The 12,774-nt window shown below is 70.0% G+C and carries 15 protein-coding genes and 1 tRNA gene; 4 read left to right on the plus strand and 12 right to left on the minus strand.

Going from position 1 to position 12,774, the window contains the following annotated elements:
• Window positions 1-11: 11 nt before the first annotated feature.
• The 4 genes from J2X55_RS02580 to J2X55_RS02595 are packed head-to-tail and all read right to left on the minus strand — an operon-like array spanning window position 12 to window position 3,933.
• Window positions 12-1,415: an FtsW/RodA/SpoVE family cell cycle protein gene (locus tag J2X55_RS02580; protein WP_309821724.1), complete on the minus strand. Its 1,404-nt coding sequence runs from the start codon at window positions 1,413-1,415 to the stop codon at window positions 12-14.
• Window positions 1,412-2,650, minus strand: a complete 1,239-nt coding sequence (locus J2X55_RS02585) for a protein phosphatase 2C domain-containing protein (protein ID WP_309821725.1) — start codon at window positions 2,648-2,650, stop codon at window positions 1,412-1,414. Before J2X55_RS02585 ends, J2X55_RS02580 begins: the two co-directional genes overlap by 4 nt.
• Window positions 2,651-2,659: 9 nt before the next feature.
• On the minus strand, window positions 2,660-3,199 hold the full coding sequence (locus J2X55_RS02590) for an FHA domain-containing protein (RefSeq protein WP_115916403.1): 540 nt from the start codon (window positions 3,197-3,199) through the stop codon (window positions 2,660-2,662).
• Window positions 3,196-3,933 (minus strand): DUF3662 and FHA domain-containing protein, encoded by a 738-nt coding sequence (locus J2X55_RS02595; RefSeq protein WP_210111652.1) that lies wholly within the window; start codon window positions 3,931-3,933, stop codon window positions 3,196-3,198. Before J2X55_RS02595 ends, J2X55_RS02590 begins: the two co-directional genes overlap by 4 nt.
• 155 nt (window positions 3,934-4,088) lie before the next feature.
• On the opposite strand from J2X55_RS02595, the gene J2X55_RS02600 reads away from it, so the two are divergent.
• From J2X55_RS02600 to J2X55_RS02610, 3 genes are all read left to right on the plus strand, one after another.
• Window positions 4,089-4,172: transfer RNA gene (locus J2X55_RS02600), tRNA-Leu, on the plus strand.
• A 295-nt stretch (window positions 4,173-4,467) separates the two neighbouring features.
• Window positions 4,468-4,734 (plus strand): GlsB/YeaQ/YmgE family stress response membrane protein, encoded by a 267-nt coding sequence (locus tag J2X55_RS02605; protein ID WP_056225127.1) that lies wholly within the window; start codon window positions 4,468-4,470, stop codon window positions 4,732-4,734.
• An 84-nt stretch (window positions 4,735-4,818) separates the two neighbouring features.
• A complete protein-coding gene (locus J2X55_RS02610) occupies window positions 4,819-5,817 on the plus strand; it encodes an endonuclease/exonuclease/phosphatase family protein (protein WP_309821726.1) in 999 nt (332 codons plus the stop codon).
• Between the two features lie 4 nt (window positions 5,818-5,821).
• Here the strand turns inward: J2X55_RS02610 and J2X55_RS02615 are convergent, their stop codons facing one another.
• The 5 genes from J2X55_RS02615 to J2X55_RS02635 form a co-directional block, all read right to left on the minus strand.
• Window positions 5,822-6,136, minus strand: coding sequence for a hypothetical protein (locus J2X55_RS02615; protein ID WP_309821727.1), 315 nt, complete (start codon window positions 6,134-6,136; stop codon window positions 5,822-5,824).
• A 152-nt stretch (window positions 6,137-6,288) separates the two neighbouring features.
• Window positions 6,289-7,014 carry a response regulator transcription factor gene (locus J2X55_RS02620; protein ID WP_115916398.1) on the minus strand — a complete coding sequence of 242 codons (726 nt, stop codon included), beginning with the start codon at window positions 7,012-7,014 and terminating at the stop codon, window positions 6,289-6,291.
• On the minus strand, window positions 7,011-8,315 hold the full coding sequence (locus tag J2X55_RS02625; protein ID WP_147302367.1) for a histidine kinase: 1,305 nt from the start codon (window positions 8,313-8,315) through the stop codon (window positions 7,011-7,013). The genes J2X55_RS02620 and J2X55_RS02625 overlap by 4 nt, the downstream gene beginning before the upstream one ends.
• A gap of 4 nt (window positions 8,316-8,319) precedes the next feature.
• A complete protein-coding gene (locus J2X55_RS02630) occupies window positions 8,320-8,748 on the minus strand; it encodes a GNAT family N-acetyltransferase (RefSeq protein ID WP_115916394.1) in 429 nt (142 codons plus the stop codon).
• Between the two features lie 49 nt (window positions 8,749-8,797).
• A complete protein-coding gene (locus J2X55_RS02635) occupies window positions 8,798-9,406 on the minus strand; it encodes a GntR family transcriptional regulator (protein ID WP_210111657.1) in 609 nt (202 codons plus the stop codon).
• Between the two features lie 320 nt (window positions 9,407-9,726).
• Between J2X55_RS02635 and J2X55_RS02640 the strand changes: the two genes are divergently transcribed.
• Entirely contained in the window at window positions 9,727-9,933 is a 207-nt protein-coding gene (locus J2X55_RS02640) for a cold-shock protein (protein WP_056225145.1), read from the plus strand.
• 189 nt (window positions 9,934-10,122) lie between these two features.
• On the opposite strand, the gene J2X55_RS02645 is transcribed toward J2X55_RS02640, so the two are convergent.
• From J2X55_RS02645 to nucS, 3 genes are read right to left on the minus strand one after another with little or no spacing between them, the layout of a single operon-like run.
• Complete coding sequence (locus tag J2X55_RS02645; RefSeq protein ID WP_309821728.1) at window positions 10,123-11,316, minus strand: hypothetical protein; 1,194 nt, start codon at window positions 11,314-11,316, stop codon at window positions 10,123-10,125.
• Window positions 11,309-12,013: an HAD hydrolase-like protein gene (locus J2X55_RS02650; protein WP_115916388.1), complete on the minus strand. Its 705-nt coding sequence runs from the start codon at window positions 12,011-12,013 to the stop codon at window positions 11,309-11,311. Before J2X55_RS02650 ends, J2X55_RS02645 begins: the two co-directional genes overlap by 8 nt.
• 55 nt (window positions 12,014-12,068) lie before the next feature.
• Window positions 12,069-12,767 (minus strand): endonuclease NucS, encoded by a 699-nt coding sequence (nucS, locus tag J2X55_RS02655; RefSeq protein ID WP_150954199.1) that lies wholly within the window; start codon window positions 12,765-12,767, stop codon window positions 12,069-12,071.
• Between the last annotated feature and the right edge of the window lie 7 nt (window positions 12,768-12,774).

A 12,774-nucleotide genomic window follows, 5' to 3' on the forward strand; every position in this document is an offset into this window, starting at 1 on the left:
CGGGCGGGTCATCAGCCGATCACCACCCGGGGGCGGCTGCGCACCGCGTCGGAGATGCGCAGGAGGAATGCCACGATGATCCAGTTCGCGATCAGCGAGGAACCGCCGGCCGCGAGGAACGGGGTGGTGAGGCCGGTCAGCGGGATCACCCGGGTGACGCCGCCGACCATGATGAACACCTGCAGAGCGATGGTGAACGAGAAGCCCGTGGCGAGCAGCTTGCCGAAGTCGTCCTGACCGGCCAGACCGATGCGGATGCCGCGGCTGGTGAAGACCATGTACAGCGCGAGGATCGCGAACAGGCCGACCAGACCCAGCTCTTCGCCGAGGCTCGGCACGATGTAGTCGCTCTGCGAGAGCGGCGTGATGTACGGCCGCCCCTGGCCGAGCCCGGTGCCGAACAGCCCGCCGTGCGCGAGGCCGAAGATGCCCTGCACGAGCTGGTAGCTGCCGCCGTCGCGGTTGATGACCTCCGGATCGAAGGCGCTGAGCCAGTTGGCGAATCGCCCGTTCACGTAGGGGAGTACTCGGGATGCCAGGAACGCGCCGACCGCGACCAGGACCAGACCGATCAGCACCCAGCTCGTCTTGCCCGTCGCCACGTAGAGCATCGCGACGAACATCCCGAAGATGAGTAGACCGGTGCCGAGGTCGCGCTGCAGCACGATGATGCCGAGCGAGACGAGCCAGATGATCAGCACCGGGCCGAGTTCGCGGGCGCGCGGCCAGGTCATGAACAGGAAGCGCGTGCCGGTCGAGGTGAGGCTCTCGCGTGTGCGCACGAGATATCCGGCGAAGAACACCGCCAGGCAGATCTTGGCCAGCTCGCCCGGCTGGAACGACACGAATCCGAGCGACACCCACACGTCGGCGTTCTGGTCGGTACCGAGACCCGGAACGAAGGGCAGGAGCAGGAGCAGGATGCCGACGAGGCCGAAGAGATAGGTGTAGCGGAAGAGCACCCGGTAGTTGCGCACGAAGATCAGCACGGCCAGGGCCGCGACCATCGCGATGGCCGCCCAGGCGATCTGGCGGTTGCCCGTGGCATCCCACCCGCTCGCCTTGTCGGCCAGATCGATGCGGTAGATCATCGCGATGCCGAGACCGGTGAGGACCGTGGCGATCGGCAGAACGAAGGGGTCGGCGTCGCGGGCCCGCAGGCGCAGCACGACGTGCATGACGAGGGCGAGCACGGCCGGGATCGCGGCGATCGTGAGGTAGCCGGTCTCGACCGTGTTGTTCACGCCGAGCTGGACGAGCACGACGGCTCCGCCGTAGACGATGATCGCGAATAGGAGCAGACCGAGCTCGCGATTGCGCTGCTTTGCGGGGACGCGGATTTTCTTGAGCGCGCGCATGACGGCCGTGTCGGTGGACACGGCGTTGCCCGATCGGGTGAGCTTCTGGTCGGTCATCCGCTTCCCTCCGCTGCGGGACGCAGACGTTCGACGATCTTCTCCGCATCGTCCAGCGACGGGGCGGAGATGGTGGCCTCGACGGTCTGACGGTCGAAGGCTGACAACCCGTCCAGGGGGATGTTCGTGTCTTCGTAGACCGTCGACAGCGAGATGGGGCCGATGGACTGCTGGATGCCGCGGTAGATGACGACCGAGTCGCTGTCTGCGCCGACGTAGTACAGGGTCTGCGTCCAGTTGTATCCGGCGAACAGGCCCACGCCGATGCCCGCGAGCACGAGGATCAACGCGGCGAGCCAGCCGAAGCGACGCCGACGGGCGCGCCGGCGGTCTTCTTCGATGAGCTCCTCGAGGAACTCGGCCGCCGGCTCGAAGTGCGTGGGCTCGTTCGCGACCTGGCGGGCGTGGTGGAGCCACCCGGAGCGGCCGGGACGAGCGGCGGGAACGACCACTCCGCTGGGGTTCGACGCGGACCCGACGATCGTCGGGGTCCCGATGAACACAGGATGCTGCCCACCGACGTCGACGAGCACGACGGTGACGTTGTCGGGGGCACCGCCGTCGAGTGCTTGCTTGAGCAGAGCGTCGGCGGTGCGGGCCGGGGGCAGGCCCAGGGCGAGCGTCTTGGCGGTGTGCGCGTCGTCGACGACACCCGAGAGGCCGTCGGAGCACAGCAACCAGCGATCGCCGTCCTGCGTCGGCATGATGAAGCTGTCGATCTCGGGGTCGGGATCCATGTCGCCGAGCACGCGCATGAGCACCGACCGACGGGGGTGGTACCGCGCCTCCTCGGGCGTGATGCGCCCCGAGTCGACCAGACGCTGCACGAACGTGTGGTCCGCCGTGATCTGCGTGAGCGTGTCGTCGCGGTAGAGGTAGATGCGCGAGTCGCCGATGTGGCCGATGACCGCGTAGTCGTCGACCATGACGAGAGCGCTCACCGTGGTGCCCATACCGGCCAGCTCGGGGCGGCGCGCGACGGTGTCGATGAGTTCCGCCGCGGTGTCGGCGAGGGAGTCGCGGATGGCGTGCTCGGCCTGGGCGGGTGAGCCGAAGGGCTGATCGAGCTCGGTGAGGCGGCCGATCGCCAGGCTCGAGGCGACGTCACCGCCCGCGTGACCGCCCATGCCGTCGGCGACCACGAAGAGGTTGGATCCGGCGTAGCCGGAGTCCTGGTTGTTGGAGCGCACCTTGCCCGTGTGGGAGATGGCGGCGCTCGAGCCCTGGAAGACCATGGGGGAGGGTTACTTCCTCAACTCGAACGTCGTGGCGCCGACCTTGATGGGCGCGCCCACCTTGACCTGCACCGGCGCCGCCACGCGGACGCCGTCGTGCGAGGTGCCGTTCGTGGAATCGAGGTCCTGCAGCATCCACTGGTCGCCCCACAGCACGAGGCGGGCGTGGTGGCTGGAGGTGTAGTCGTCGCGGATGACGAGTCCCGACTCGCTCGAGCGGCCGATCGTGAGCGGCTCGGTGCCGAGCGGCAGTTCGAGGCCGGCCTTGGGGCCGCTCGTGATGACGATGCGCGAGACGGCGGACGTGGTCGCGAGCCCTCCGGCCGGTGCCGGGGCGGGAGCGGCGGGACGCTTGACCTGCGTGGTGACCGCGTCGGGCGACGAGGTGGGGGCGGCTGCGGCCGGGGCGGGGGATGCCGACGGCTCGGGGAGCTTGCGCACCTTGACGCCGAAGAGGTCGGCGCGCAGCGAGTACACGACGCCGAACACGAAGAACCACAGCAGAACGAGGAAGCCGCCCTGCAGAAGAAGGAGAGTCAACTGACTCATGAGAAAGGTCCCCGTTCCCGGACGTCGAAGATGCTCGTGGCGTCGGATGCCGAAGAGCGTCGCGGCGGCTGCGCCTGAGCGACCACTCGGAACACGATATTGGTGCGGCCGATCGAGATCGTCGAATCGGGCGGCAGAGCGGCCTCGGAGACCTTGCGGCCGTTGAGGGTCGTGCCGTTGGTGGAGCCGAGATCGCGGACCATCGCGCGCTCGCCATCCCAGAGGATCTCGACGTGCTTCCGGCTCGTACCGGCGTCGGGGATCGTGATATCGGCGTCGCTGCCGCGACCGATCACCGTGCGGGCGGAGGTCAGCGGGTGACGCGTGCCGTCGATGTCGACCACGCCGCGCCAGGCGACCTGGCCCTCGGTGGTCTGCGAATCGACGCGCAACGTGCCGGTCGAAAGCGATCCGTCACGCTCGATCGTGATGGCGACGGGGCCGGCGAACGAGTAGCCCTGCGTGCGGGCGTGCTTCTTGACCAGGGTGTCGAGTTCGGAGACCAGGGTCGAGCCGAGCGCGCTCATCTTCTCGTCGTCGGCGGGCGAGAGGCGCACCACGAAGGTGTTCGGCGCGAGGATGCGCTCACGCGTGACGACCACGGCCTTCTTGTCGAGTTCGCTGCGCAGAGCGGACGCGATCTCCACCGGCTGGATGCCACTGCGGAAGGTCTTCGCGAACGCACCGTTGACGGCGCGTTCGAGACCCTTCTCGAAACTGTCGAGTAGCCCCACGAGACTCCTTCAGGCAGGCAGACCAGTAGGCACATCGTAGTCAGCACGGCTGGGGAGGTCATGGACGTGGGTCTCGAGCACCGCGTTTCGTGACCCGGGCGTGGCCGTGATATTCTCGGGAAGTTGGTTGCGTGGCATCCTGGATGCCGCGCAACGCGCGAGTGGCGGAATAGGTAGACGCGCTGGCTTCAGGTGCCAGTGCCTTCACGGGCGTGGGGGTTCAAGTCCCCCCTCGCGCACACAACGCTCAGAAGGCCCCGGGTCCATCCCGGGGCCTTCTTCGTTCTCCGGGGATGTCGGCCCCGGTCGCTCAAGGCGCCCCTCGGGCGTCCGGTAGGCCGAGCCTCGCACGTCGGTCGGCGAGCCCCTCGGTCGTGCGCAATGCGGGGGCCGCCCGCCCCGGGCGCGCGACCCCACCAGAAATGCACGCGCGACGCAACCCACCTCCCGAATCTCGTTCCTGAGAGCAGGCTGTACGTAACGAGAGTCCCGCCTCGAGCGGGCATCGGTTCACACTCGCGAAAGGAACACCTCATGGGATTCTTCGGATTTCTCCTTCTCGGCCTCATCGCCGGCGCCATCGCCAAGCTGATCCTCCCCGGCAAGCAGGGTGGCGGCTGGCTCATCACGCTGGTGCTCGGCGTCGTCGGCGCTCTGCTGGGCGGGTTCCTCGGTAGCGTCCTCTTCAACGCCCCGCTGCAGGACTTCTTCTCCCTGCAGACGTGGCTGCTCGCTATCGGTGGCTCGATCATCGTCCTGCTCATCTACGGCCTGATCGTCGGTCGTCGCGCCGCGCGCTGACGCTCGACCGAAGAGCCCGGGGCGATTGGACCGCGTCCCGGGCTCTTCCACGTCTTCGGCCGTCCGTCCGCTTTACTGGGCAGGATGCCGAAGCCCCGCCGCCTCCTTTTCCTCCTCGTCCTCGCGGGGGGATCGGTGGCGGCGTTTCTCGTGGTGTGGCCGCAAGGGGTCGGCATCCATCGACTGCCCTTCGTCGCCAACGCGATCTCGCTGCGTGCGCTGCTGGCCCTGGGGTTCGGGGTCGCCGCGCTGCTGGTCGCGGGGGTCGCTCTCCAGCGTCGGCGGTGGGGGGTGGCGGCCGCCCTCGCGATCGCCCTCGCCGTGGCGTCCCTCGGCAACGGGGCGGTGCTGGCCGCGCGCGGCGGGGGAGGGCCTCTGCAGCCGGGCGAGCTCACGGTGGCGGCATGGAACACCTACGGCGGGTCGGTGACCCCTGCGACCATCGCTCGGATGGTGCGGGACACCGGTGCCGATGTCGTCAGCCTTCCGGAGACCGACGCGGTCGCGGCGGCCGAGGTGGTCGGCATCCTGGAACGAGAAGGCATCTCGATGACCTCCGACACGATCGCGGCGGCGCCGGACGGCGAGAAGATCCCCACTTCGATACTGATCTCGCGCGCCCTCGGTGAGTACGAGCGCGACACCGATGCGGGTTCCACGGTCGGCCTGCCGAGTGGGGTGTGGCGCTCCGTCGACGGCTCGGGCCCGATGCTCGTCGCGGCCCACCCCATGCCTCCTCTGCCCGGTGTGACCGATCGCTGGGAGCTCGGCCTCCACTGGATCGCGGACAGGTGCACCGAGAGCGACGTCATCGTCGCGGGCGACCTCAACTCCACGGCCGATCACTTCGCCGGTCTCGGCGTCGACGGAGGGACGATCGGTGGATGCCGTGATGCCGCCGTCGAAGCGGGCTCGGCCGCCGCGGGCACATGGCCCGTGCGACTGCCGATCGGGCTGGCGGCACCCATCGATCACGTGCTGGCGGGCACCGCGTGGCGTGTCGACGGCTTCGAGGTCCTCGCCGGTTTCGACGACGCGGGCAGCGACCACCGTCCGATCGTCGCGACGCTGACGCGGAAGTGACGGCTCAGGCCGCGCGGGAGTTGTGGAGGGCGACCGAGATCGCGTACGGCGCGAGGAAGATCAGGCCGAAGAACGCGCCCGCGAGAACCGCGGGGATCCACGGTTCGGCGTCGATGGCACCCGAGGTCATGCTGACCCCGAACACGGCGAGGCCGGCACCGAACGCACGGGCCGCGACGGCGCGACCCGGGGCCTTGCGAGGGGTCGCCCACATCGACAGCCGTTCGCCGGGGTAGGCCCGCAGCGTCAGCCGGATCGACCAGAACCACAGCGCCGCCCCGACGACGATGAGGATGCTCCACGCCCATTCGCCCGTCATCGCCCCAGCCCAACACAGCCGGAGCGCGAGGTCAATGGTGCCTGCCGCCGCGCGGGGCCGCCCCCAATACTCCGACCCCGCGCGGACGCAGTGGCGGAGATGTCTCACGCCGTGGCACCAGTGTGGCGCAATCGCCGTGCGGCAAGTGCGCGTCAGCGATGCGCGCGCGGATCGGCACCCGTCGATTTCATCCGATCGGATGACACGCCGACGTGCGGGAGACCGTTGCGCGCTCCCCAGAGGGCGAGTTGCGTGCGATCGTCGAGATCGAGCTTGCGCAACGCCGAGGCGGTCTGGCTGCGGACGGTGTTGACCGAAACGCTGAGTCTCTTGGCGATGTCCTCGGTCGAGGTGACACCACTGCTGAGAAGCCCCACGACCCTGCGTTCTGCGGCGGTCAGCAGGGCCACTTGCTCCGGCTCCGCAGAAGAGCTGCGCGCCTCGCGCAGCTCGCGGATCAGCCGCGGGGCGACCCGGGGTGAGATCGTGGCGGTGCCGGCCGCCGCCCCTCGGATCACGGGCAGCAGTTCGTCGCTGTCGTGCCCCTTGAGCAGGTAGCCGCTCGCACCGGCCTCGATGGCGTCGACGACGAACGCGTCCGAGACCTCGCTCGTGAGCAGGATCACGCGGCATCCACCCTGCTCGTCTGCGGTGATCAGGCGCGTCGCCTCGATGCCGTTCATGCCGGGCATGTGCAGGTCCATGAGCACGACGTCGGCGCGCTCCGCATGGGCCAGGACTACGGCGTCGTGGCCGTTCGACGCTTCGCCTGCGACGCGGATGCCCGTCGCGTTCTCGAGCCGGAGCCGGATGCCACGGCGCACGGTGCGGTTGTCGTCGACGATCAGGACGCGGATGTCGGCGTCTGTCGCCGTCATGTCGTGAGCACCGGGGTCGAAGGGTCGTACGCGGTCAGAGGCGCCTCCATGACCACCACCCATCCCCCGGACGAGACCGGGCCGGCCGTGAGCGAGCCGTGCAGCAGGTCCACGCGCTCGGCCATTCCCGTCAGACCCCATCCGAGTCCGGTGGGGAGATCGGATGCCGCGGGTGCCCGACCGACCTCGTTGCCCACGGCCACGCGGATCGACGTCGGCGAAACGCGCACGTCGACCGATACGTGCGCTCCCGGGGCGTGTTTGCACGCGTTGGTCAGGGCCTCTTGGATCACCCGATACGCGGTCGTGGAGACCATGGCCGGGAGGTCGTCCACGGGCGCGTGGACGCGGGTGACCACATCCATTCCCCGCGAGGACCAGTAGTCGAGCAATTCGTCGAGGGATCGGAGGTCGAGGGTCGGTTCGGCGCGCGCGTCGCTCTCGGCGCGCAGGTCGCGCAGGGCCGCGTAGAGGCTGGCGGAGGCGAAGCGGCCCTCGGCGCGCATCTCGGCGATCAGCGCGGCGGCCTGATCGGCGCCGAGGACGTCGATGTCCACCGCAGCGTCGGCGAGGGAGAGCAGACCGGCGAGGTGCTGCCCCGCGACATCGTGCAATTCTTGGGCGATGCGCGCCCGCTCGCGCGTCTTCGCCCGCTCGAGCTCGGCTTCGTGCTCGGCCGCTGCGGCGGCCAGCTGCGCGCGCGCTCGCCGCAGGCCGCTCATGCGCCGCGCCCACCAGATCCCCAGGGCGGCCGCACCGGCGACGGGAGCTGCGAAGGCAAGCCCCGAGCTGAGGACGAAGCTCCAGGCGACGGCAGCCGGCGCTCCCGTGGACGTCGACCAGATCGACAGGATGCCGACCGCTGCGCCGATCACCACCACCGTCCAGAGAACGGCTGTCGCAGCGCGCCTCTGCGCCGCCAGGAAGAAGACGGCCACGCCGACCACGAGCGGGAGGGCGGCGAGCCACCGGGGGATCTCGAGGCCGGAGACGAGCGCGAGATAGCACGCGGCCGTCCCCAGGACGGCGATCAAAGGAAACCGGGGGGAGAGGAGCAGGAAGGCGCTCTGCGCAGCGCAGCCGACGATCACGAGCGCGATCACCACACCGAACGGGATGCGGTAGTCCCAGACGACGTCGCCCTGAAGGACGGCGGAGAGAGGGTCGGACAGCACCTGGACGACGGTGACGAGGAACACGATGACGACGAAGGCCACCATCACGCGGGGCCGGTTCAGGATGCGGGTGAAGGCCTCGGCATCCACCACCCGGGGGTTCGATTCTTCGTCACGCGTCGGCACCGCGTCACTCTAGCGTCGGCGGCAGCACGTAGACCACGTCGTCTCCGTCCCGCCCGTGCTCGACGAAACCGATCCGCGCGAGGACCGCGTGGGAGGGCTCGTCGTCCGCCGAGACGCACGCGTACAAGGGGCGTTCCGCCTCGTGGGAGGTGAGCAGGCGCAGCGCCTCGGTCGCCGCATCGGCGTGGGCGGAGGGGGAGACGGCGAGCAGGATCTCACGGTCGCCGTCGATGTCGACGGCCGCGGCCACCCCCACCACGGCGTCGTCCTCGACGATGACGTGCGCGTCGACCGTGTCGTCCGCGACCCACGCGTCGAAGGCGTCGCCATCGCCGAACGTGGCGCGAGGCCACGCGGACGTGCTCGTCGACACCGCCTGGAATGCGGCATCCCGGTCGTCGTGTCGAAGGTCGCGCAGCTCGATATGGGGCATGGCGTCACGCTAACGGGAGCGGGGGGAGTGAGGCACGGCTCTTGTGCGGTCAGGCGAAACCGTGCAGGGCGAGGAACGTCCAGGTGGCGCCGTTCGTGTCTCGACGCCCGATCTGGTCGTGCAGGTGGCGGAACAACGTCGCGCGCGTGCTGTCGGTCACGCTCGTCCACCCCTCGAGATTGCGGCGGAGAACGAGGTCGATCTGGACGAAGGTCTTCTGGAAGACCACATTGCGCGAAACGGCTACGAGATGTGTGGCCAAAGCCATGATCGCGTGCACGTATTCGTTCGAAGAATCGGCGGAACGCATTTCTTCGACGATGCGGGCGGTCTCGAGCAGTTCTTCGTCGGTGCAGCGGGGCAGGGCGACGTGCATGACGGCCGCGATGGTGTGCGCGGCGTATTCGCGCATGTCATTACGGGCGCGGTCGGTGAGCGCCGCGACCCGTGTGTACCGGTTGGCCGCGACCTCGACGAGTCCGATGCGTTCCAAACGCTGGAGCGCTTCGCGAACGGGGGTGCGCGAGATACCCATGAGGGTCGCCAATTCGACGTCGCGCAGACGGTCGCCGGCCTGGAGTCGACCATCGACGATCGCCTCGCCGAGGGCCCGGTAGGCCTCGTCGACGAGGGCGGAAGCACGCCGACGACTATCCATCAGCCGGATTTTAGAGCCTCCGGTTCGCACAGCACATGGCCAGAACTCACTGATTCTTCGTTTTCGTGTCGCGCGCGGGCGTCCGCGCCGGTAAAGTGATCGCCGTCACGCCTCGCGTGACATATCCGGGGGGATCCGTCGACGCCCGGGCTTCGAGCTTGCTCAGCCCGGGCGTCGTATGGGCTTACGGCGTATGTCGTCGTGTTCCGCGGCGCGCAACGTTTGTGTCACGGACCCGTGCGTGAACGCACGGCGGCCGTTACCGTGGGGGCACAGACCGGCGCGCTCGGCGCCGGCTCAAGCGGAAAACGGCAGAACGAATGAGCACGCAGGGCACGGTCAAGTGGTTCAACTCCGAAAAGGGCTTCGGCTTCATCGCCCCCGATGACGGTAGCCAGGACGTCTTCGCGCACTACAGCGCCATCCAGTCCGGCGGCTACCGCTCGCTCGAAGAGAACCAACGCGTCGAGTTCGAGGTCGCCCAGGGTCCCAAGGGCCTGCAGGCGGAGAACATCCGCCCCCTCTGATCTTCCACCGGCTTCGGTCGGTCGGCCCCGGTCTCGCACAGTGAGCGTCGACCGGGGCCTTCGACGTTCCGGCGCGCGAGGAGGCTCTCCACGGCGGTGATCGAGCCCCGCATCGACGGGGACGAGTTCCGAGCGTCGTTGGATGCCGTGCACCCCGGGCGATACGCCAGGGGCGTTCTGGGCCGCCGGTCAGGTCGCGTCAGACACCGCGTGCCACGCGGCGCGCGCGTGGGCGAGAGCTCGCTCCGCATCGGTCGCCGCGCGGGCGTCGGCGAGCTCTCGGCGGGCGTCCTCGAGCCGGATCCGATCCGCGATGGCCGGGCCGGTCTCGCGCGCGTCGGCGACGGCCAGGGCCGCTCGGGCGCACGCCAGGGTGCCCGGAAGGGCGGCTCGGGCCGCTTCGAGGCGTTGCCGCGGGGTCATCGCGTCGCTCAACGCTTCGTCTCGTCGCTCTCGCACCCGGGCCACGATGGCGATGGCCCGCCGCGGTCGCCGGTCCGCATCGGAGGCCGCGGTCTCGAGCTCTTGAGCGGCGGCGGTCAGGAGCGAGGCGGCATCGGGTGCCGCCTCCGACGGCCGCCGCGACGCGAGCTCGGTCGCCGCGTCGATCTCGGCTCGCGCGGCTGTGATCTCGGCCGCCGCGTTCTCGGCGGCCTGCAGGGCGACGCGATGCGCGTCTTCGACGGCGCGCACTTGGCGCTCGGCGCGGGCGAGGGCCGCAGTCGCGTCGAAGAGGTGATCGCCCTCGGGATCGGCGGCGGCGCGCTCGAGGGCGACGTCGGCGTCGTGGAGAGCGTCGGATGCCGCCCGCGCGGCCGTCTCGGCGTCGTCGCGGTCTTCGGGCGCGAAGCGGTCGCGCAGGACGGCGAGAAGCGGCTCGGGGTCGCCCGCCGTCTCGAGCAGGTCGTCACGCCGGCGGCGCGCGGCGGCGAGGAGCTCGTGTGTCGTGCGATGCGTGAGCGCCCACTCGTCGAGCTGGGTACGGGTGTGGGTGACGCGTTCCGTCTGCGCGTCGAGCTGGGTGCGCAACCGCCGCGCCTCGTCGCGTCGCCGTGCGGCGAGGCCGGTGTCGGCACGGAGGCGGGAGATCTCGGCGAACCCGCGGTCTCGGGCACGGAGCGCGGCGGCGCGGGCGCGACGGAGCTCGGTGGGTTCGTCGGCCGCATCCACCGCGTCCGCCGCGCGGGCGGCCAGGTCGAGCTCGCGGACGGCGTCGTCGAGGCGCAGAAGCGCGTCGGCGGCCTCTTCCATGCCCTGGGAGGCCGCGGCGCGGGCGCGGGGCGACCGGCGCGAGAATCGCACGGCGACGACGATCGCCGCAGCGAGGACCGCCGCCACCAGGACGGCGACCGCTGCGGGCGCGACCCAGCCGAGATCAGACACCGGCGGCGGCGTCCGAACCCGACGACTCGTCGATCAGCAGAAGAGCACGCAGTTCGTCGATGCCATCGACGGCGGCCTGGGCGCCGTCCGCCTCGTGGGGCCAGCTGAAACCCCACCGGACGAAGATCACCGGCACCCCGGCATCCGCCCCGCCCTCGACGTCGTGGTGTCGATCGCCGATCAGGACGGGTCGCGACGTGTCGGCCCCGGCGGCTTCGAGCCGGCGCAGGGCCTCGCGCACGACGTCGGCCTTGGTGCTCAGAGTGCGCTCGTCGAGGGTCGCGCCGACCATGGCCTCGAGCGAGGGCGCGAGACCGAAGTGGTCCATGAGGGCGACCACCTGCACCTCGGGCTTCGAGCTCGCCGTCGACTGCGGCACGCCCGCCGCGTGCAGGTCGTGCACCAGCTGTTCGACTCCCGGGTACAGGCGCGCGCTGACCGTGTAGCCCTCGCTCTTGTTCAGCCCGCGGTAGAACGTCACGGCTTCGGTGGCCTGCTCGGGCGTCATGCCCACGTTCACCTGGAACGACTCGAACATGGGCGGACCGATCCAGCGCGACAGCTCGCCGCGCACCGGGGGTGTGCGCCCGAAGTGCTCGAGCGTGATCGTCAACCGGCGGAGGATGCCCTCCGATGCGTCGACGAGGGTTCCGTCGACGTCCCACAGGACGCAGGAGAAGGGAGAGCGTGCAGACATGCGTCCACGCTACCGGCGCTGTCCGCGCCCGGAGGCCGGCGGGGCGCTCGCCGCGTCAGAAGAGCCGCGGGGCCCCGGACTGCACGCCCTTCATCTCGTCGTAGTCGAGGACGAGGCACCGGATGCCGCGGTCGGTGGCGAGCACGCGCGCTTGAGGTTTGATCTCTTGCGCGGCGTAGACGCCCGTGACCGGGGCGAGTAGGGGGTCGCGGTTCAGGAGTTCGAGGTAGCGCGTGAGCTGCTCGACGCCGTCGATGTCGCCGCGACGCTTGACCTCGATCGCGACGGTGCCCGTGCCGTCGTCGTTGCGCAGCAGCAGGTCGACGGGGCCGATGGCGGTGGGGTACTCGCGGCGCACCAGGGTGAGGTTCTCGCCGACGACCGACACCTGCTCGGCAAGCAGGCGCTGCAGGTCGGCTTCGACGCCGTCCTTGATGAGGCCGGGGTCGACGCCGAGGTCGTGGGCGGTGTCGTGGATGATCTCGTGGATGCGCACCAGCAGGGCGTCTCCGGTCTTCGCGTGGGTCACGCGCCAGCGCTCGATCACCCCGTCTTCGACGTCGACCTCGTCGGGCTGCTCGAGGGTGAGCGAGCACGGCGGGCTCATCCAGTTCAGCGGCTTGTACGAGCCGCCGTCGGAGTGCACGAGCAGACTGCCGTCGCCCTTGTGCACGAGCAGGCGGGTGGCCAGGGGGAGATGCGCGTTGAGACGGCCGGTGTAATCGACGGAGCAACGGGCGATGACGAGACGCACCCGTGCA

This window comes from Microbacterium sp. 1154 (assembly GCF_031455375.1).
Classification (GTDB): domain Bacteria; phylum Actinomycetota; class Actinomycetes; order Actinomycetales; family Microbacteriaceae; genus Microbacterium.